This is a genomic window from Pelomicrobium sp. P1, from assembly GCF_052805615.1.
This window is the reverse complement of record NZ_JBRBEM010000002.1, coordinates 49,751-68,469: the sequence shown is the minus strand read 5'-3', so window position 1 is coordinate 68,469 and position 18,719 is coordinate 49,751. Positions and strand designations below refer to the sequence as shown.

The following is an 18,719-nucleotide window of genomic DNA, read 5'->3' as shown; positions in this document are numbered from 1 at the left end:
AAAAATTTCTTCAAGAATCTTCTTTTCCTCTGGAGGCTCCGTGCCCCTGCGGTCCATCCGTCCTAGTTCCCCGCCAGGATGCTCATGACCGCCATGCGCACCGCGATGCCGAAGGTGACCTGAGGCAAGATGACCGACTGGGGGCCGTCGGCCACGCTGGAGTCGATTTCCACGCCCCGGTTGAGGGGCCCCGGGTGCATCACGATGGCGTCGGGTTTCGCCAGCTTGAGCTTATCGTGGGTGAGGCCCCAGTGCTTGAAATACTCCTGGGGGCTCGGCAGGAACGAGCCGTGCATGCGCTCGTTCTGGAGCCGGAGCATCATCACCACGTCCACGTCCCGCAGCCCTTCGCGCATGTCGTGGTACACCCGCACCCCCATGCGCTCCACCAGGGTCGGAATGAGGGTGCGGGGGCCCACCACCCGCACTTCCGCCACCCCCAGGGTGGTGAGGGCGTGGATCTGGGAGCGGGCCACCCGGGAGTGGAGCACGTCCCCCACGATCGCCACCCGCAGGGCGCGGAAGTCCTTCTTGTAGTGGCGGATGGTGTACATGTCCAGGAGCGCCTGGGTGGGGTGGGCGTGGCGCCCGTCGCCGGCGTTGATCACGTGGATGCCGGGTTTCACGTGCCGGGCGATCAGGTGGGCGGCGCCGCTCTGGGCGTGGCGCACGACGAACATGTCCGCCTGCATGGCCGAGAGGTTGTCCACCGTGTCCAGCAACGTCTCCCCCTTGGTCTGGGAGGAGACGGCGATGTGCAGGTTGACCACGTCCGCCGACAGCCGCTTGGCGGCGATCTCGAAGGTGGTGCGGGTGCGGGTAGAAGGCTCGAAGAACAGGTTGAAGATGGCCTTGCCCCGCAGCAGGGGCACCTTCTTCACTTCCCGCTCGGTCACGCCGACGAAGGAGTCGGCGGTGTCCAGGATGTGGGTGAGAATGGAAGCGGGCAGCCCTTCGATGGTGAGCAGGTGCTGGAGCGCACCCTCGTGGTTGAGCTGGGGGTTGGGCTGCATGGGCGCGGGCGGCGGTTGCGAGATTTTAGGGCAACCCCGCCCATTGACCAAGGGGCGCTTGAAGGGGCCGCCCGTACTCCTTTACTGCCTGGGCTCGATAGCGAGGCGCAGCTCGCCGTTCTCGGTGCGGATCAAGGCGATCAGCTCGTCCTGGGCGGGGGCGACCTGGGCGCCGACGAACTGAGGGCAGATGGGCAGCTCCCGCCCGCCCCGGTCGAGGAGGGCGGCGAGGCGAATGCGGGCCGGCCGGCCGTAGTCGAACAGCTCGTTCATGGCGGCGCGGATGGTGCGCCCCGTGTATAGCACGTCGTCCACCAGGATGAGGTCCCGCCCTTCCACCTCGAAGGGAATGGAGGAGCGCTTCACTTCCCGGTGCAGTCCCCGCTGCTCGTAGTCGTCCCGGTAGAAGGACACGTCCAGGGTGCCCAGGGGGAAACGGATGCCGAGGGCCGCGTGCAGCCGCTCGGCCACCCACACGCCGCCGGTGTGGATGCCCACCAGGGCGGTGTTCTCGCTCACCTCGGCGCGCATGGCCGCTTCGAGCCGCGCCAGAAGCTCGCCGACTTCGGGAAGCTGGGTGATCCCCATGGGGCCCTGTCTCGCTCGCCGGGAAAGGGCCGATTCTATCAAGGTTTTTTGGCGAGATGCGGCTCGGCGAAGTAGCTTTCCAGGATGGTCTGAGCCGCGGCGGCGTCCAGCAGAGCCCGCCGCTTTCCGGGGGAGGCGCCCGCCCGGATCAGGGCCTCTTCGGCCGACCAGGAGGTGAGCCGCTCGTCCACCACCACCACCGGGAGCCGGAAGCGCCCGGCGAGCCGCCGGGCGAAGCGCCGGCAGCGCTCTCCCATGGGGTGGGCGGTGCCGTCCTCCCGCACGGGGGCTCCCACCACCAGCAGCACCGGGCACCATTCCCGCACCAGGGCGGCGATGGCCTGAAAGCGGCGGGCGCTGCCCTCCCCATGGATGACGGTGAGGGGATGGGCGAGCTTGAGGGCCGCGTCGCCCACGGCCACGCCGACGCGCTTCGCGCCGAAATCGAAGGCCAGAACGGTGCCCCGCTCCGGATGCATCGCCTTAGGCGTGCCCGGCGTCGTCGGAGAGCCTGGCGAAATCGATGCCCAGCAGCTCCATGGCTGCCGGCAGGCGTTCTTCGGGGGGTAGGTCGAAAATGACGCTGGGTTGGGCCCGCACCGTGAGCCAGGCGTTCTGGGAAATCTCCTGCTCCAGTTGCCCGGGCGCCCAGCCGGCGTAGCCTAGGGTCACCAGGAGGCTGCGGGGCCCTTCGCCCCGTCCCACCGCCTGGAGGATGTCCTTGGACGTGGTGAGCCCGATGTCGTCCTGCACCGGCATGGTGGACTGCCACTCGCCCACCGGACGATGGAGGACGAAACCCCGGTCCATCTGCACCGGCCCGCCGAAGTGCACCGGGACTGCGCGCAGATCCTCCCGGGCGAGAGGCACGCTGATCTGCTCGAACAACGCTTCCAGGGTCATATCGATGGGGCGGTTGACCACCAGCCCCAGGGCCCCCTGCTCGTTGTGCTCGCAGATGTAGGTCAGGGTCCGCGAAAAAAACGGATCCGCCATGTTGGGCATGGCGATCAGGAAGTGGTGAGTGAGATTGATGGACCCCATGCGATTATTGTAGTCCCCTGGCCGGAACGCCACAATTTGCGCTGCTGCCCGCGCCCTGGGGGGCGGACTTGCGTGAGCCGCTAGGGTTCCAGCACGTAGTCGCCCGGGGCCTCGGCGAGCTGGGGGTATTCTGCCGTGGCGAGGGGAGGCGGCGCCTTGAGGGGGCCGCATTCCTCGGCGAGCCAGGGAATCCAATCCTGCCACCAGGTGCCGGGCAGACGCTTCTGGCGCTGGCGCCACTCTTCGGCCCGCGCTTCCCCGGCGGCCTCCCCGGTCCAGTAATGGCGCTTCGACGGCTCCACGGGAGGATTGACGATGCCGAGGATGTGTCCCGAGCTGGAAAGGGTGAAGCGCACCGGCCCGGAAACCAGGCGGCAGACCTCGAAGGCCGCCTTCCAGGGCACGATGTGATCCTCTTCGCAACCTACGCAGTAGAGGGGTTGCCGGATGCGTCCCAGATCGATGGGCAGCCCCGCCAGCTCGAGGGCGTCCTTCTGGGCCAGCTTGTTGGCCAGGTAGAACTCTCGCAGGTAGAAGCTGTGCATGGCGCGGGGCAGCCGGGTGGTGTCGGTGTTCCAATACAATACGTCCAGGGGGCGGGGCTTTTCGCCGTAGAGATAGCCGTGCACCACGTAGCGCCAGACGAGGCTGTTGGGCCGCAGCATGCGGAACGACCAGGCCATCTGCCGGCCCCCCAGGCCTCCCTGGTGCGCCATCAGGCGCTCCAGGAACTCGACGCTCTCCTCGTCGATGAAGACCTCGATGGCGCCGGGCCGGGAGAAGTCCACCAGGGAGGCGAACAGGGTCCAGTGGGCGATCGGGTGCTCGCCGGGATTGTCTTCGTGGCGACGATGGAGCCAGGCCATGAGGGCGGCGAGGGCCGTGCCCCCCAGGCAATAGCCCACGGCGTGGACCCGGGGGGCGCCGGAAATGCTTCGAGCCACATCGATCGCCTTCAGCACCCCATCGATCATGTAATCGTCGAACGTGCTGTCCGCCAGCTCCGGGCCCGGGTTCTTCCAGCTCGTCGCGTACACGTCGAAGCCCTGGTCCACCAGGTGGCGGATCAGGCTGTTCTCCGGTCTTAAGTCCAGGACGTAGTACTTGTTGATCCACGGCGCCACGATGAGCACCGGGATTTCCCGCACCCGCTCGGTGGTGGCCCGGTAGTGCAGCACCTCCACCAGGGCGTTGCGGAACACCACCGCCCCGGGGGTGGTGGCCAGGTTGACCCCCACACGGAAGGCGCTCGGGTCCACCATCTGCACGTCGCCCGCCCGCAGGTCGTCCAAGAAATTGCGCCAGCCCTGGACGAGGCTCATGCCTCCGCTCTCGGCGGCCTTGCGCAAGGCCACCGGGTTGGTGGGAAGGAAGTTGGTGGGGGCGATGGCGTTCAGCCACTGGCGGGCCCAGAACGCCGCCCGGCGCCGTTGCCGCGCCGGCACGCCGGGGGTGCGATAGATGGCGTCCTCCAGCCAGTGGGTGAAGTGGAGGTAGTTGTCGCGAATAAGGGCGAACGCCGGCACCGCGGACCAGAGCGGGTCGGCGAAGCGCTCGTCTTCGGCCACTGCCTCGTGGGTGCCGCCCCCCCCGGTCCAGGCAGCGAGGTTGAGCACTTGGATGTTGACCTCGGCGAAGCCCCGGGCAGCTTCCACAAGCGCCTCGGCGAGCTCCGCAGGATGGGCCAGCCAGGCCTGCCGAACTTCTTCTAGAGATTCGACGACCCCGAACGGATCGAAGAGGCGCCGCCAATCGGCGCCGTCCGCGGCGTCCTGGCGCAAAGCCCGATTCACGGGCGCGGCCCTTTCTTATCGAGCGCAGAAAACACGTTCCGGATTGTGCGGTGCATACAAGGCAATGGTAGCGGGATCGGGGCGGGTCCGCTACTTGTGCCAGAAAGCGGGGTTCAAGAGGATGAACAGGGTGAACAGCTCCAGCCGGCCCAGCACCGTGGCGAAGGAGCACACCCAGGTCTGGAAGTCGGTAAGGGAAGCATAGTTGGTGGCGGGCCCCACCTGGTTCAGTCCCGGGCCGGTGTTGGTGATGCAGGCGATGACCGCGGTGAAGGCGCTCACGATCTCCAGCCCGGAGGCGGAGAGAAGCAGGGTCATGACCACTACCGAGGCCATCCACAGGAAGCTGAAGGACAGCACGGCGTAGATCACGGTGTTGGGCACCACGTTGCCCCCCAGCTTCACCGGCACGACGGCCTGGGGATGAATGATGCGGGTCATCTCGCGGAACACCTGTTTGTACAGCAACAGCGCTCGTGCCATCTTGATCCCGCTGCCGGTGGAGCCGGAGCAGGAGACGAAGCTTGCCAGGAACAGCATCCACAAGGACGCGAAGATCGGCCACTGGTTGTAGTCGGTGTTGGCATAACCGGTGGTGGTGGCGATGGACACGGTGTTGAAGGCGGCATAGCGCAGCGCGGCGGCGAAGTCGGCGTAGGTTCCGGCGAGCCACAGGTACAGGGCGATCCCGACGCAACTTGCCGCCAGCACCAGGAAATACCAGCCCAGCTCCGGGTCGTGCCGGTAGGGCGCGAAGCTCAAGCGGCGGAACGCCAGGAAGTGACTGCCGAAGTTCAGGCCGGCGAGCAGCATGAACAGGATCGTGACCGCCTCGATCGCCGGCGAGGCGAAAAAGCCATAGCTCGCGTCGTGGGTCGAATAGCCGCCCAGGCTCAAGGTGGTGAAGGCGTGTATGACGGCATCCAGCCACCCCATGCCCGCGAGCCGGTAGGCGCCGATGCACGCCAGGGTGAGAATGAAGTACACCAGCCACAGGCCGCGGGCGGTCTCGGTGATCCGCGGCGTGAGCTTGGTGTCCTTCATCGGGCCCGGCGTCTCGGCCTTGAAGATCTGGCTGCCGCCGACGCCGAGCAGGGGTAGGATCGCCACCGCCAGCACCAGAATGCCCATGCCCCCGAGCCACTGCAGCTCCCCGCGCCAGAGGTTGATGGAGGGCGGGAAACCGTCCAATCCCTCGAAGATGGTGGCACCGGTGGTGGTGAGGCCGGACACCGCCTCGAAGTAGGCGTCGGTGAAGGAAAGCTGCGGGAAATGGAGCATGAAGGGAACGGCCGCGACGGCGGGCAGCGCGAGCCACGCCAGGGCCACCAGCAGGAAGCCGTCCCGCACTTGGAGTTCGCGCGTGTACCGGTGGGTGGCGAGCCAAAGCAGTCCGCCGGCCACCAGGCAGATGGACAGTCCCTTGATGTAGGCGTAAAGGCCGTCGTCGTCGTAAATCAAGGAAACCAATACCGGAAACAGCATGGTGAGGCCGAAGATGACGATCACCAGGCTGAGCAGACGGGAGACCACCAGCAGTCGGTTCATCGGGGAGACCTCCGCGCGACCTAACGCTGCCAGAACACCGGCGTGAGCAGGAGGAACAGGGCGAAGAGCTCCAGCCTGCCGAGCAGCATGGCGATGCTGCCCAGCCAGATCTGGAAGTCGTTGAGCACGGAAAAGTTGGACGCCGGCCCCACCGCGCCCAGGCCGGGGCCGACGTTGCACAGCGTCGCCACCACCGCCGAGATGGCGGTCACCTCGTCCAGGCCGCTGGCCATCATAAGCAGGGTCATGGTGGTGAGGGTGGCAATGAAGATGAAAAAGAATCCCAGCACCGCGAAGATGATGTGGTTGGGAACCACCGTCTGGCCGATCTTCGCCGGCGAGACGGCGTTCGGGTGCACCAGGCGCACGAACTCCCGGTAGACCTGGGCGTAGAGCAGCCGGGCGCGGATGATCTTGATGCCGCCCCCGGTGGAGCCGGAGCAGGTGGCGAAGCTCGCCAGGAACAGCATGAAAAAGCCGGCGAAGGCCGGCCACTGGCCGAAATCGGCGGTGGCGTAGCCGGTGGTGGTGGCCACCGACACCGTATTGAAGGCGGCGTAGCGCAGCGCCGTCGGGAAATCGCCGTAGGTGCCCGAGAGCCACAGGTGCAGGGCCACCACTAGCACCCCCGCCGCCATCAGGGCGAGGAACCAGCGGGCCTCGGGGTCGCCCACGTAGGGCCAGAGGCTGCGTCGGCGCAGGGCCAGGAAGTGGGAGCCGAAGTTGATGCCGGCGATCAGCATGAAGGCGATGGCGATCGCCTCCAACAGGGGAGAGTCGAAGTGGCCGAAGCTCGAGTCGTGGTTGGAAAAGCCCGCGAGCCCCATGGTGGTGAAGCTGTGCATGAGGGCGTCCAGGAACGGCATCCCTCCCGCCCAGTAGGCGCCCAGGCAGGCGAGCGTCAGCAGGAAGTAGACCAGCCACAGGCCCTTGGCCGTCTCGGCGATGCGGGGCGTGAGCTTGGTCTCCTTCATGGGGCCTGGGATCTCGGCCTTGAGCAGTTGCCGCCCGCCCACGCCCAGCATGGGCAGGATCGCCACCGCCAGCACGATCACGCCGATGCCCCCCAGCCACTGCATCTGGCCGCGCCAGATGTTGATGGAAATGGGAAGCCCGTCCAGCCCCGACATGACGGTGGCGCCGGTGGCGGTGAGCCCCGAGACTGCTTCGAAATAGGCCCGGGTGAAGCCCATCGAGGGGTCATGAAAGATGAGGGGCAGTGCCCCAAACACCGGCAGCAACGACCAAACCATGGCCACCAGCAGGAAGCCATCCCGGCCCTCCACCTCGCCCCGGGCGCGGCGGGTGGCGAGCCACAGGACGCCGCCCGTGGAGAGCGTCGCGAGCACCGCTTGGTCGTAGATGTAGAGTGCGCCGTCGCGGGTGAGGAAGGAGATGAGGAGCGGCAGCAGCATGGTGACGGCGAACAGCATCGCCACCAGGCTGAAGGCGTGGAGGACCCGCAGCAGGCGCTTCATGTCGGACCCGGGACGAGGAGGCTAGAAAAAGCCCAGCCCCACTTGGAACAGCTTCTCGATCTTAGGGATCATGCGCTTGTTGGGCACGAACAGGATCACGTGGTCGTCCGGGTGGATTACCGTGTCGTGGTGGGCGATCAGCACTTGCTCGTTGCGCTCCTCGGCGGTGGTGTCGTCCAGGCGCTCCACCACGGGCCGCTCCAGCTTGCGCACGATAGCGCCGATGGTGGCACCCCGGGGGAGCCGAATGTCGCCCACCGCCCGGCCCACCACCTTGGAGGTGGACGCGTCGCCGTGGGCGATCAGCTCCAGTGCTTCCGCCGCTCCGCGGCGCAGGCTGTGCACCACCGCCACGTCGCCCCGGCGCACGTGGGCCAGCAGCGATCCGATGGTCACCTGGGAGGGGGACAGGGCGATGTCGATCTCGCCCCCGTGCACCAGGTCCACGTAGGCCGGGCGGTTGATCAGGCAAATGGCCTTGCGCGCGCCCATGCGCTTGGCCAGGAGCGAAGCCATGATGTTGTTCTCGTCGTCGTTGGTCAGGGCGCAGAACAGGTCCATCTCTCCCGCCGCCTCCGCTTCCAGCAGCTCCTCGTCGGTGGCGTCGCCGTTCAACACCAGCGTTCCGTGCAGCTCGGCGGCCAGCAGCTCGCAGCGCTTCTTGTTGTGCTCGATCAGCTTCACCTGGTGGCTTTTTTCCAGGGCCCGGGCGACCCGGGTGCCGATGTTGCCGCCGCCGGCGATCATCACCCGGCGCACTGGCCGGTCGAGCTGGCGCAGCTCCCGCATGACGGTGCGGATGTTCTCCTTGGCCGCGATCAGAAACACTTCGTCCCCGGGCTCGATGACTGTGTCGCCCTCGGGCACGATGGGTCGGTTCTGCCGGTAGATGGCCACCACACGGGTGTCCGCGTGGGGGACGTGCTTCCTCAGATCGTGCAGCGCGTGGCCCACCAGGGGGCCGCCGCGGAAGGCTTTGAGCGCCACCAGTTTTACCCTGCCGTCGGCGAAGTTCACCACCTGCAGCGCCTCCGGGATCTCGACGAGCTGCAGGATGTGGTCGGTCACGATCTGCTCCGGGCAAATGGGGCTATCGATGCCGAAGTGCTCGGGTCCGAAGATCTCGGGCTTGGCCAGGTACTCGGTGGAGCGGATGCGGGCGATGCGGGTGGGCACGTTGAAGAAGCTGGCGGCGATCTTGCACGCTACCATGTTGACCTCGTCGCTCTGGGTCACGGCGAGCAGCATGTCGGCGTCCTCGGCGCCGGCGGACTCCAGCACGGAAGGGTAGGCGGCGTTGCCGGTCACGGTGCGCAGGTCCAGCCGGTCCTGGAGCTCCTTGAGCCGCTCCGGCGCCGTGTCCACGATGGTGATGTCGTTGCGCTCCCCCACCAGGTTTTCGGCCACGGAGGCGCCGACCCGCCCGGCGCCGAGGATGATGATCTTCATGCCGGCGAGCGGAGCAGGGGAAGCGGCGGATCGCGCAGGAGGCGGAAAGCGCGCCCCAGGCCCGGGAGGAAAGAGGCGAGGGGCATGGGCGTCACAGCCTTTGCCGCAGCCAAGTCTTCCATTCCCGGAAGACCCGCTGGTCCAGGGCGGCGACCACTGATCGGCGCCACAGGTCGTCGGCCCAGAAGTCGTCGTGGGTGAGGGTGCCCATGGCCCCGCCCGCCTCCGCCAGGATGAGGCAGCCGGCGGCGTAGTCCCACAGCTTCTGCCCGCCGTGCAGGTAGACGTCGAAGCGGCCCGCGGCGGTGTAGCACCACTCCAGGGTGCTCGCCCCGTAGTTGCGCTGGGACATATAGGGGGGCGAGGCCGCCAGCTCGCAGGCGAGGCGGGGGCTCAGGCGCTTCAGGTCCACGCTGGCGAGGGCGCTTGCCAAGCTGGGGGAGGGCTCCCGGATGGGCAGGGGCTCCCCGTTCAGGAACGCGCCCCGGCCGGCCTCGGCGTAGAACGCCTCCTCGGCCACCGGGTCGTAGACCACCCCCAGCACCGGCCGCCCGCGCTTGAGCAGCGCCACCGACACGGCGAAGTAGGGCAGCCCCTTCACGAAGTTGGACGTGCCGTCGATGGGATCCACGCACCACAGTCCTTCGGCGCCCAGCAGGTACTGCTCGCTCTGCTGGGCCGCCGTCATCTCTTCCCCCACTAGGGGCGCCGGGTGGAGCCGGGTGAGGCGCCCGGAGAGGGCCTCCTGGGCAGCGAGATCCGCCTCGGTGAACAGGCTGCCGTCGTTCTTGCGCTGGTGGGCGACCTTGAGGTAGCGGGGAAGGATCTCTTTGCGTGCGACTTCGCGCACCGCTTCGATGACTGCCTCGAGCAGGGAGCTTTGCGGCGCGGGCTTCAGCGTTGTTTCCACTTGATCGAGCAGCCGATGCTGGGGATCTGCTCCCGCGGCCCTCGGCCGGTCTTGGCGATCTGCACCATGGCCTCGAACAGCTCCCGGCGGGCGCCCTCGGGCGCCGCTTCCTTGCGCGAAGCGTCCAGCCGACCCCGGTACTGCAGCTCCAGATCGGCGTTGAAGCCGAAGAAGTCCGGAGTGCATACCGCCCCGTAGGCCCGGGCTACCTCCTGGGTCTCGTCCAGCACGTAGGGAAACGGGAAGTCGAACTCCTTCGCCACCCTCACCATGTTTTCGAACGAGTCCTCGGGATACTCGCTCGGATCGTTGGACATGATGGCGATCGCGCCGATGCCGTACTGCTTGAGCTCGCGGCAGTCACGCACGATGCGCGGCCGCACGGCCTTCACGTAGGGGCAATGGTTGCAGATGAACATGACCAGTAGCCCGTTGGGCCCGCGCACGGAGGAGAGGTTGTAGCGCTTGCCGTCCACGCCGGGCAGGTCGAAGTCCACCGCCTTCCAGCCGAAGTTGCATACCGGGGTTTCGGTCGCCGCCATGCTCGCCTTCGATTCGTCAAGGATGTTTTCGCTTTCGAGTCGCCGGGCGCGGCCCGGGTTTGAGGCTATTTTCTAGTTTATCATGGCGCCGTTCTTGCTGATCCCGATGGCGTTTCCCCGCTTCTATTGCCCGGCCCTCGCCCGGGGCCATGCCCGGGTGACGCTGCCGCCGTCCGCCGCCCACCACGCGGCCCGGGTGCTGCGGCTCAAGGTGGGCGACCGGGTGGGCTTGTTCGACGGCCGCGGAGGCGAGGCTCTGGGGGCGGTGGCCGCCGTCCGCCGCCGGGAAGTACACGTGGAGGTGATGGAGTGGCGCGCCGCGGCCCCCGCGCCGGCCCTAGCGCTCACCCTGGCCCAAGCCTTGTGCGCCCAGGAAAAAATGGATTGGGTGGTGCAGAAGGCGGTGGAGCTGGGGGCGGTCCGGATCCAGCCCCTGGCGGCCCAGCGTAGCGTCGTGCGGCTCGCACCCGAGCGGGCGGCGCGGCGCCGAGAGCATTGGGAAGGGGTGGCGGTCGCCGCCTGCGAGCAGTGCGGCCGCAACCGCCTGGCCGAGATCGGCCCGGTCCTGTCCCTCCGGGCGTGGCTCGGGCAGGCGGGACCGCCTTCCCCGGGGGAGTGGCGCCTGCTGCTGGCGCCGGAAGCGCCAGCGCCCCTGGCACGGCTGGATCCCCCCACCGACGCCGTGACGGTGCTGGTGGGCCCCGAAGGGGGCTTTACCGAGGAGGAAATGCGGGATGCGGCGGGAGCGGGCTTCCAGCCGGTCCGGCTCGGGCCACGGGTGCTGCGCACGGAGACCGCGGCGGTGGCGGCCCTCTCGGCGATCCAGGCCCTTTGGGGCGACTGGCGTTGACCCGGCGTTGGCGCCGTCTCCGTTACAATTCAAGGGATTGAATTCGAGAAAGCAGAACCGATGAAAGCCGCGGCCCCCCATCCCGCCCCCGAATTCGTGCGCTGGTTCCGTTCGGTCGCCCCCTACGTGAACGCTTTTCGCGGCCGCACTTTCGTGGTGGCGTTCGGGGGCGAGGCGGTGGCGGACGGGAAGTTCGTCGAGCTCACCCATGACTTCGCCCTGCTCGCGAGCCTGGGCATCCGCCTGGTGCTGGTGCATGGCGCCCGCCCCCAGATCGAGGCGCGCATGAGGGAGCGGGGCGCCCAGGACCGCTACGTGCAGGGCCTGCGGGTGACCGACGAGCTCGCCCTCCAGTGCGTCAAGGAGGCGGTGGGGCGCATGCGCTTGGAGATCGAGGCCCTGCTGTCCACCGAATCCCCTGGCGCCGGGGCCCGCATCCGGGTGGCCGGAGGCAACTTCGTGACCGCCCGGCCCGTGGGCGTCATCGACGGGGTGGATCTCCTGCACACGGGGCAGGTGCGGCGAGTGGACGCGGAAGCCATCGCCGTCCACCTCGCCGGCGGCGAAGTGGTGTTGCTCTCGCCCCTCGGCTTCTCCCCCACCGGGGAGGCGTTCAACCTGGCGATGGAGGACGTGGCCGCCGCGTCAGCCATCGCCCTCAAGGCGGAGAAGCTCATCTTCCTCGGGGACGCCCCCGGGGTCCCGAAAGAGGACGGGGAGCTCGCCCGGGAGCTGACGGCGAGCGACGCGGAAGCGCTGCTCAAGAAACCGGGCCTCCTCGCCGGGGAGACCCGCGGCCACCTGGAGGAGGCGGTCCGGGCCTGCCGGGAAGGGGTGGGGCGCGCCCACCTGATCAGCCGGCACGTGGACGGGGCCATCCTGCTGGAGCTCTTCACCCACGAGGGCACCGGGACCCTGGTGACCGCGGGCCCCATCGAGGCGCTGCGGGGCGCCACCATCGACGATATCGGCGGGGTGCTCAAGCTGATCGAGCCCCTGGAAGCGGAGGGCATTCTGGTCAAGCGGGGGCGGGAGCTTCTGGAGCGGGAGATCGACCGCTTCCTGGTGGCCGAGCACGACGGCATGATCGTCGGCTGCGCGGCCCTCTACCCCTTCCCGGACGAGAAGGCCGGGGAGCTAGCCTGCCTGGCGGTGCACCCGGATTACCAGAACCGGGGCTACGGGGACGCCTTGCTGAAGAGGGTGGAGGCCCGCGCCCGGCGGGCGGGGCTCGAGCAGCTTTTCGTCCTCACCACCCGCACGGCCCACTGGTTTCTCGAGCGAGGCTTCGTGGAGAAGGAGGTGGACGCTCTGCCGCGCCAGCGCCAGGCGCTCTACAACCTGCAGCGGCGCTCCAAGGTGTTCGCCAAGCGGCTCTAGCGGCCCGGCATTTCACCCCACGTTTACCGGGCAAGACGGTTCAACGATAATGGAAGCTGGCCGGTGCGGCCTGTCACATGCATGTAATATTAGGGCCGTACCGTTTCGGAGCGTCGCGCGATGGCGAGAATGGTGAAGTGCGTCAAACTGGGCCGGGAGGCGGAGGGCCTGGATTTTCCCCCTTACCCCGGCGAGCTCGGCAAGCGGATCTTCGAAAACGTGTCGAAGGAAGCCTGGCAGCAATGGCTGCGGCACCAGACGATGCTGGTCAACGAGAACCGGCTCAACCTGGCCGACGCCAAGGCCCGCAAGTACCTGGCCGAGCAGATGGAGAAGTATTTCTTCGGAGGCGGGGCCGACATGCCGGCCGGCTACGTGCCTCCCTCCAAGTCCAAGTAGCCGCCCGCTTCCTTTTTCCATCCGCGCCGCCCGGTCGCGCCCGGGGTGCGGCGCGTCGCGTCGGCAGCGCTAACGGCTAGTCATGGACGTCGCGAAGGGCGTTCTCTCCGAGCAATACCTCAACCGGGAGCTGCAGGTCCTGGAGTTCAACCGGCGCGTGCTGGCCCAGGCCGAGGACCCGGGCACCCCGCTGCTGGAGCGCCTGCGCTTCCTGTGCATCGTCTCCTCCAACCTGGACGAGTTCTTCGAGATCCGGGTGGCCGGGCTCAAGGAGCGCATCAACGTGGAAGACCCGGGCATCGGCCCCGACGGCATGACCGCGCGCCAGGTGTTCAAACTGGTGGCCGAGAACGCCCACCGGCTGGTGGAGCATCAGTACCGGCTGCTCAACGAGGAGGTGCTGCCCCTGCTCGCCGGAGAGGGCATCCACTTCCTGCGCCGCTCGAGCTGGAACGACGCCCAGCGGGAGTGGATCCGGGCGTACTTTTTCCGCGAGCTGATGCCGGTGCTCACCCCCATCGGGCTCGACCCGGCCCATCCCTTTCCCCGGGTGCTCAACAAAAGCCTCAATTTCGCCGTAGAGCTGGAGGGGCGGGACGCCTTCGGCCGCACGTCCGGCGTCGCCATCGTCCCGGCGCCGCGGGTGCTGCCGCGGGTGATCCGCCTGCCGCCCGAGATCGCCGGCTGCGAGCACGGCTTCGTGTTCCTGTCCTCCATCCTCCACGCCCACGTGGGGGAGCTGTTCGCCGGCATGAACGTGCTCGGCTGCTACCAGTTCCGGGTCACCCGCAACTCGGACCTGTTCGTGGACGAGGAGGAGATCAAGGACCTGCGCGCCGCCCTTCAGGGGGAGCTGGCCCATCGCCATTTCGGCGACGCCGTGCGGCTGGAGGTGGCGGACAGCTGCTCCCAGGCCATGGGGGAGTTCCTGCTGGAACAGTTCCGGCTCACCCCCGACGATCTGTACCAGGTAAACGGCCCGGTGAACCTGGTGCGGCTGATGGCCATCCCGGACCAGGTGGACCGGGCGGACCTCAAGTACAAGCCCTTCCTGCCGGGGCTGCCGAGGGAGCTTTCCAGGAAGCCCGCCGATCTGTTCGCGGCGATCCGCCGCGGCGACGTGCTCCTGCACCACCCTTTCCAGTCGTTCCAGCCGGTGGTGGACTTCGTCGAGCAGGCGGCCGAGGATCCCCAGGTGGTGGCCATCAAGCAGACCGTCTACCGCACCGGCACCGACTCGGCGCTGATGGAGGCCCTGGTGAACGCCGCCCGGCGCGGCAAGGAAGTCACCGCGGTGGTGGAACTGCTCGCCCGCTTCGACGAGGAGGCCAACATGCGTTGGGCCCAGCGGCTGGAGGAGGCGGGCGCCCACGTGGTCTACGGCGTGGTGCATCACAAAACCCACGCCAAGATGGCCATGGTGGTGCGCCGGGAGGAGGGAGGCCTGAGGCGCTACGTGCACTTGAGCACCGGCAACTACCACGCCCGCACCGCCCGCCTCTACACCGACTTCGGGCTGTTCACCTGCAACGAGGAGATCGGCGCCGACGTGAACGACGTGTTCATGCAGCTCACCGGGCTGGGCCGGGCGGGAAGGCTCAGGCACCTATGGCAGTCTCCCTTCACCCTGCACCACAACGTGCTGGCGGCGATCCGCAGAGAGACGGAGCACGCCCGGGCCGGCAAGCGGGCCCGCGTCATCGCCAAGATGAACGCGCTGCTGGAGCCGGCGGTGATCCAGGCCCTGTACGAAGCCTCCAACGCCGGCGTCAAGGTCGACCTCATCGTGCGCGGCGTCTGCGCCCTGCGCCCGGGCATCAAGGGGCTTTCCCACAACATCCGGGTGCGCTCCGTCATCGGCCGCCTCCTGGAGCACGACCGCATCTTCTACTTCCACAACGACGGGGCGCGGGACGTGTACCTGTCGAGCGCCGACTGGATGGAGCGCAACTTTTTCCGCCGCATCGAGGTCTGCTTTCCCCTGCTCGATCCCAAGCTCAAGCGTCGGGTGATCTCCGAGGGGCTCAAGCCCTACCTCAAGGACAACGTGCAGGCGTGGGACATGACCGCCGACGGCGCCTACCTGCGCCGGCGGCGGCGCCGGGCCCCCTACAGCGCCCAGGCCGCCCTGCTGGCCGAGCTGGCGGTGGTGCAGCACGAACCCCGGGCCTGACCCGGAGGGTTCACGATGGGGACAGGCACGGAAGTCGAGCTCAAGTTCCGGCTACCCCGGGAGGCCTGGGCCACCCTGCTCCACCATCCCGCCCTCGTCCGGGCAGCCCGCGGCCGAGGCCGCACCCAGCGCCTCTACAGCGTCTACTACGACACCCCGGAGCTGGACTTGGCCAAGAGCGGGATCGCCCTGCGCCTGCGGCGGGACGGGCGGCGCTGGATCCAGACGGTGAAGGCGGAGGGCCAGGTCTCGGGGGCCCTGCACCGGCGCAGGGAATGGGAGGCCCCGGTCCCGGACGGCGCCCTGGACCTCACGAAATTCGATGCTCCCGAGCTTGAAGGGCTGCTGGACGCGCCCGGGGTGCGGGAGCGCCTGAAGCCCGTGTTCGTCACCGATTTCCTGCGGCGGCGTCTGCCCCTCGCCTTCGACGATGGCACCCGCGCCGAGCTGGCCCTGGATTGGGGCGAGATCCGGGCGGATGGTCGCGGGGAACCCCTGACCGAGCTGGAGCTGGAGCTGGAGGCGGGGGAGGCGCGGGCGCTTTTCGCCTTGGCCCTGGAGCTCGCCCGGGCCTTGGCCCTGGAGGTGGAGGTGTTTAGCAAGGCGGAACGGGGCCTGCGGCTCGCCCAGGACCTGGGGCCGCCGGTGGTGAAGGCGCGCGCTCCGCGCCTGGACCCGGAAACGAGCGTAGAGGACGCCTTTCGTCGCGTTCTGGCGGGGTGCGTCGTCCAGCTACAGGGCAACGTGGAGGGCATGCGCCGCGGGCAAGACCCGGAGCATCTGCACCAGATGCGGGTGGCGCTGCGCCGGGCGCGCTCGGCCCTCGCCGCCTTTTCCCGGGCGATTCCCAAGCCCCTCACGGCGCCGGTGGGGGAGGAGCTCGAGTGGCTGACGGGCGAGCTCGGGCCGGCCCGGGATTGGGACGTGTTTCTCGCCGAGACCCTGCCGCTGGTCCTGGAAGCGTTTCCCGGTCACCAAGGGCTCAGGGCGCTACAAGAGACGGCCCAGGGCCTGCGGGACGAGGCCCATGCCCGGGCCCGGGACGCCACCCTCGGGTTTCGCTACCGGGGCCTCACCCTGGGCCTCGGCGCCTGGCTCGAAGCCTGCTCCTGGCGGGAGGGACTGGGCGAAGCCAGGCGGCGGGACGTGCAGGCGCCGGTCGCGCCTTTCGCCCGAGCGCTGCTTGCCCGGCGGCACCGGCGCTTCCTCAAGCGGGGCCGGCGCCACGAGCGCTTCTCGGTCCCCGAGCTGCACCGGCTGCGCATCGCCGGCAAAAAGCTCCGTTACGCCTGCGAGTTCTTCGCCGGCCTTTTTTCTGCCAGAGCGGCCCGCCCCTACATCGAGGCGCTGCGGCGGCTGCAGGACGTGCTGGGCGCCCTGAACGACGCGGCCGTGACCGAGGCGCTGCTCCTCCAGGTGACCGCCCGCGCATCCGATGCCCAAGTGACGGAAGGCGTCGATCTCGTCAGGGACTGGAGCCTGCAACAAGCCGTCCGGCGCCGCCGGGCGCTGCCCGAGGCCTGGAATCGCTTCGTGGAGTGCGAGCCGTTTTGGGAATAATTAAAGAAATGTAGAGGAGTCGCCGATGGAGCTGATTCTCTGGCGTCACGCCGAGGCCGAAGCGGGAGGCGCCGACCTGGAGCGGGCCTTGACCGGCAAAGGGCTCAAGCAGGCGAAGCGGGTCGGCGCCTGGCTGCGGGCCCGGTTGCCCGGGGATGCCCGGGTGCTGGCGAGCCCCGCCCGGCGCGCCCAGCAGACCGCGGCGGCCCTGACCGAACGCTTCGAGACGGCGGCGGCCGTCGGGCCGGGCGCCTCCCCCGGGTCGATCCTGGCCGCCACCGGCTGGCCCCGGGAAGAGGGGCTGGTGGTGGTGGTGGGCCACCAGCCCACCCTGGGCCAGGTGCTGGCGCGGCTGCTCGCCGGCCAGGACGGGGAATGGCGCATCAAGAAGGGCGCCCTCTGGTGGCTGCGGCTCACGCCGCGTCCCGAGGGAGCCGAGGTTTTGGTGCGGGCGGTGATCGGGCCGGATCTGGTGGATGCCTAGGAGGCGGCGCGCAGCGCCGCTTCCTGTTCCAGGATTTCCAGGTCAAGGTTCAGGTGCTTCCACTCCAGCCGCTCCTCCTCCAGGGCGCGGGCGGTCAGGGGGTTTTGCGCGAGCCAGTGCCGGGGCACGACCACCTGGAAGCCTCCTTTTCCCCGGCGCGCGTGGATGGGGGGAGGATCCACCGGCCGCCGGTTGCGGTGCACGAGGGCCGCGAGCCGCAAGGCCAGCATCTCGAGAACCTCCGCCTCCTGGGCGAGCTGCCCCTGCAACTTCTTGAGGGAACCCCGGTGGCCCAGGACCAGCCGGGACAGCCGCTCCTGCTCCCTTCTGGAGAAGCCCGGCATGTCGGCGTAGCGCAGGATGTAGGCGGAGTGCTTGTGGTAGCCGCTATGGGCCACCGAAATCCCCACCTCGTGGAGCTTCGCCGCCCAGTCGATGAGCTTGAGCTCCACCTCCCGGTCGCAGGCGATCCCGTCCAGGAGCTCGGAGGCCAGGGTCACCGCCAGCTTCGCCACCCGCCGGGCCTGGGGCGCGTCCACGTGGTAGCGCTGCATGAACTGGTTGACCGTCACGTCGCGCATGTCCTGGTGGTGGAAGCGGCCCAGCAGGTCGTAGAGCAGGCCTTCCCGCAGGGCGCCCGCGGCGGGCGTCAAGCGCTCGATCCCGAGCTCCGAGATGACGGCGTTGAGAATCGCGAATCCGCCCGGCAGGACCGGGGCCCGGTCGGGGCGCAGGCCTGGCAGGGCGAGCTTGCCCACGTCGCCCGCTTTGAGGAGGGCGCCCCGCAGCCATTCCAGCCCCTCGGCGGTAATCTCGGCGCCTGCGCCCGCTGCCGAGAGCATGTCTCCGACGGCGCGCACGGTGCCCGAGGAGCCGTAGGCCACCTGCCAGTGCCCGGGGCCGAACTCCCCGGCGATGGTGGCGAGCTCGGCGCAGGCGGCCAGCTCCGCTTCCTTGAGCGCCGCTTTGGTGATCTTGCCCTCGGGAAAGAAGCGCAGGCTCCAGGAGACGCAGCCCATGTACAGGCTTTCCAGCTTGAGGGCCTGCCAGCGCCGGCCGATGATGAATTCGGTGGAGCCGCCGCCGATGTCCACCACCAGGCGCTTGTCCCCGGAGGCGGGCAGCCCGTGGGCCACGCCCAGGTAGATGAGCCGCGCCTCCTCGCGCCCGGCCACCACCTCGATGGGAAAGCCGAGGGCCTGCTGCGCGGCCCGCAGGAATTCTTCCGCGTTCTTGGCCACCCGCAGGGTGTTGGTGCCCACCGCCCGCACGGTGTGGGAAGGCAGGCCCCGCAGGCGCTCGCCGAAGCGGCTCAGGCAGGCGAGGGCCCGCTCCCGGGACGCCTGGTCGAGGCACTTGTCGGGGCCGAGCCCGGCCGCTAGCCGCACCGGCTCGCGCAGGGAGTCTAGGGGGTAGAGCTGATCGCCTACGACCCGGGCAATCTGCAGCCGGAAGCTGTTGGAGCCCAGGTCGACGGCGGCCAGGGTGGCGTAGCTCTCTCCCATGGC

The 18,719-nt window shown here is 68.8% G+C and carries 17 protein-coding genes; 6 read left to right on the top strand and 11 right to left on the bottom strand.

The window, feature by feature from the left end; genetic code table 11:
- Positions 1-62: 62 nt before the first annotated feature.
- The 10 genes from ACUVYZ_RS02410 to ACUVYZ_RS02365 form a co-directional block, all read right to left on the bottom strand.
- Entirely contained in the window at positions 63-1,013 is a 951-nt protein-coding gene (locus ACUVYZ_RS02410; protein ID WP_439932853.1) for an aspartate carbamoyltransferase catalytic subunit, read from the bottom strand.
- Between the two features lie 81 nt (positions 1,014-1,094).
- Entirely contained in the window at positions 1,095-1,601 is a 507-nt protein-coding gene (gene pyrR, locus ACUVYZ_RS02405) for a bifunctional pyr operon transcriptional regulator/uracil phosphoribosyltransferase PyrR (protein WP_439932852.1), read from the bottom strand.
- A gap of 38 nt (positions 1,602-1,639) precedes the next feature.
- Positions 1,640-2,080 carry a Holliday junction resolvase RuvX gene (gene ruvX, locus ACUVYZ_RS02400; RefSeq protein ID WP_439932851.1) on the bottom strand — a complete coding sequence of 147 codons (441 nt, stop codon included), beginning with the start codon at positions 2,078-2,080 and terminating at the stop codon, positions 1,640-1,642.
- A gap of 4 nt (positions 2,081-2,084) precedes the next feature.
- A complete protein-coding gene (locus tag ACUVYZ_RS02395) occupies positions 2,085-2,645 on the bottom strand; it encodes a YqgE/AlgH family protein (protein WP_439932850.1) in 561 nt (186 codons plus the stop codon).
- Between the two features lie 80 nt (positions 2,646-2,725).
- Positions 2,726-4,438, bottom strand: coding sequence for a PHA/PHB synthase family protein (locus tag ACUVYZ_RS02390; RefSeq protein WP_439932849.1), 1,713 nt, complete (start codon positions 4,436-4,438; stop codon positions 2,726-2,728).
- A 90-nt stretch (positions 4,439-4,528) separates the two neighbouring features.
- Positions 4,529-5,986, bottom strand: a complete 1,458-nt coding sequence (locus tag ACUVYZ_RS02385) for a TrkH family potassium uptake protein (RefSeq protein WP_439932848.1) — start codon at positions 5,984-5,986, stop codon at positions 4,529-4,531.
- Between the two features lie 20 nt (positions 5,987-6,006).
- A complete protein-coding gene (locus tag ACUVYZ_RS02380) occupies positions 6,007-7,464 on the bottom strand; it encodes a TrkH family potassium uptake protein (RefSeq protein ID WP_439932847.1) in 1,458 nt (485 codons plus the stop codon).
- Positions 7,465-7,485: 21 nt separating this feature from the next.
- On the bottom strand, positions 7,486-8,913 hold the full coding sequence (trkA, locus tag ACUVYZ_RS02375; RefSeq protein ID WP_439932846.1) for a Trk system potassium transporter TrkA: 1,428 nt from the start codon (positions 8,911-8,913) through the stop codon (positions 7,486-7,488).
- Positions 8,914-9,004: 91 nt separating this feature from the next.
- The gene (locus ACUVYZ_RS02370) at positions 9,005-9,787 is read right to left on the bottom strand and encodes an inositol monophosphatase family protein (RefSeq protein WP_439933088.1); all 783 of its coding nucleotides are present in this window, start codon (positions 9,785-9,787) and stop codon (positions 9,005-9,007) included.
- A gap of 20 nt (positions 9,788-9,807) precedes the next feature.
- A complete protein-coding gene (locus tag ACUVYZ_RS02365; RefSeq protein WP_439932845.1) occupies positions 9,808-10,365 on the bottom strand; it encodes a thioredoxin family protein in 558 nt (185 codons plus the stop codon).
- Between the two features lie 94 nt (positions 10,366-10,459).
- Here ACUVYZ_RS02365 and ACUVYZ_RS02360 point away from each other — a divergent pair, with 94 nt between their 5' ends.
- The 6 genes from ACUVYZ_RS02360 to ACUVYZ_RS02335 all read left to right on the top strand — a co-directional run bounded on the left by ACUVYZ_RS02360 (position 10,460) and on the right by ACUVYZ_RS02335 (position 17,211).
- The gene (locus tag ACUVYZ_RS02360) at positions 10,460-11,215 is read left to right on the top strand and encodes a 16S rRNA (uracil(1498)-N(3))-methyltransferase (protein WP_439932844.1); all 756 of its coding nucleotides are present in this window, start codon (positions 10,460-10,462) and stop codon (positions 11,213-11,215) included.
- Positions 11,216-11,275: 60 nt separating this feature from the next.
- Positions 11,276-12,595 carry an amino-acid N-acetyltransferase gene (argA, locus tag ACUVYZ_RS02355; RefSeq protein ID WP_439932843.1) on the top strand — a complete coding sequence of 440 codons (1,320 nt, stop codon included), beginning with the start codon at positions 11,276-11,278 and terminating at the stop codon, positions 12,593-12,595.
- A gap of 120 nt (positions 12,596-12,715) precedes the next feature.
- Entirely contained in the window at positions 12,716-12,994 is a 279-nt protein-coding gene (locus tag ACUVYZ_RS02350; RefSeq protein ID WP_439932842.1) for an oxidative damage protection protein, read from the top strand.
- Between the two features lie 82 nt (positions 12,995-13,076).
- Complete coding sequence (ppk1, locus tag ACUVYZ_RS02345) at positions 13,077-15,167, top strand: polyphosphate kinase 1 (protein WP_439932841.1); 2,091 nt, start codon at positions 13,077-13,079, stop codon at positions 15,165-15,167.
- 15 nt (positions 15,168-15,182) lie between these two features.
- Positions 15,183-16,727 carry a CYTH and CHAD domain-containing protein gene (locus tag ACUVYZ_RS02340; protein ID WP_439932840.1) on the top strand — a complete coding sequence of 515 codons (1,545 nt, stop codon included), beginning with the start codon at positions 15,183-15,185 and terminating at the stop codon, positions 16,725-16,727.
- Between the two features lie 25 nt (positions 16,728-16,752).
- On the top strand, positions 16,753-17,211 hold the full coding sequence (locus ACUVYZ_RS02335) for a SixA phosphatase family protein (protein WP_439932839.1): 459 nt from the start codon (positions 16,753-16,755) through the stop codon (positions 17,209-17,211).
- Here ACUVYZ_RS02335 and ppx read toward each other — a convergent pair.
- The gene (gene ppx, locus ACUVYZ_RS02330) at positions 17,208-18,716 is read right to left on the bottom strand and encodes an exopolyphosphatase (protein ID WP_439932838.1); all 1,509 of its coding nucleotides are present in this window, start codon (positions 18,714-18,716) and stop codon (positions 17,208-17,210) included. The genes ACUVYZ_RS02335 and ppx overlap by 4 nt on opposite strands.
- Positions 18,717-18,719: the final 3 nt, after the last annotated feature.

What these genes read in the sequence shown, in the direction of transcription:
- ACUVYZ_RS02410 (WP_439932853.1), bottom strand. Translation starts at nt 1,013, where the DNA reads ATGCAGCCCAACCCCCAGCTCAACCACGAGGGTGCGCTCCAGCACCTG.
- pyrR (WP_439932852.1), bottom strand. Translation starts at nt 1,601, where the DNA reads ATGGGGATCACCCAGCTTCCCGAAGTCGGCGAGCTTCTGGCGCGGCTC.
- ruvX (WP_439932851.1), bottom strand. Translation starts at nt 2,080, where the DNA reads ATGCATCCGGAGCGGGGCACCGTTCTGGCCTTCGATTTCGGCGCGAAG.
- ACUVYZ_RS02395 (WP_439932850.1), bottom strand. Translation starts at nt 2,645, where the DNA reads ATGGGGTCCATCAATCTCACTCACCACTTCCTGATCGCCATGCCCAAC.
- ACUVYZ_RS02385 (WP_439932848.1), bottom strand. Translation starts at nt 5,986, where the DNA reads ATGAACCGACTGCTGGTGGTCTCCCGTCTGCTCAGCCTGGTGATCGTC.
- ACUVYZ_RS02380 (WP_439932847.1), bottom strand. Translation starts at nt 7,464, where the DNA reads ATGAAGCGCCTGCTGCGGGTCCTCCACGCCTTCAGCCTGGTGGCGATG.
- trkA (WP_439932846.1), bottom strand. Translation starts at nt 8,913, where the DNA reads ATGAAGATCATCATCCTCGGCGCCGGGCGGGTCGGCGCCTCCGTGGCC.
- ACUVYZ_RS02365 (WP_439932845.1), bottom strand. Translation starts at nt 10,365, where the DNA reads ATGGCGGCGACCGAAACCCCGGTATGCAACTTCGGCTGGAAGGCGGTG.
- argA (WP_439932843.1), top strand. Translation starts at nt 11,276, where the DNA reads ATGAAAGCCGCGGCCCCCCATCCCGCCCCCGAATTCGTGCGCTGGTTC.
- ACUVYZ_RS02350 (WP_439932842.1), top strand. Translation starts at nt 12,716, where the DNA reads ATGGCGAGAATGGTGAAGTGCGTCAAACTGGGCCGGGAGGCGGAGGGC.
- ppk1 (WP_439932841.1), top strand. Translation starts at nt 13,077, where the DNA reads ATGGACGTCGCGAAGGGCGTTCTCTCCGAGCAATACCTCAACCGGGAG.
- ACUVYZ_RS02340 (WP_439932840.1), top strand. Translation starts at nt 15,183, where the DNA reads ATGGGGACAGGCACGGAAGTCGAGCTCAAGTTCCGGCTACCCCGGGAG.
- ACUVYZ_RS02335 (WP_439932839.1), top strand. Translation starts at nt 16,753, where the DNA reads ATGGAGCTGATTCTCTGGCGTCACGCCGAGGCCGAAGCGGGAGGCGCC.
- ppx (WP_439932838.1), bottom strand. Translation starts at nt 18,716, where the DNA reads ATGGGAGAGAGCTACGCCACCCTGGCCGCCGTCGACCTGGGCTCCAAC.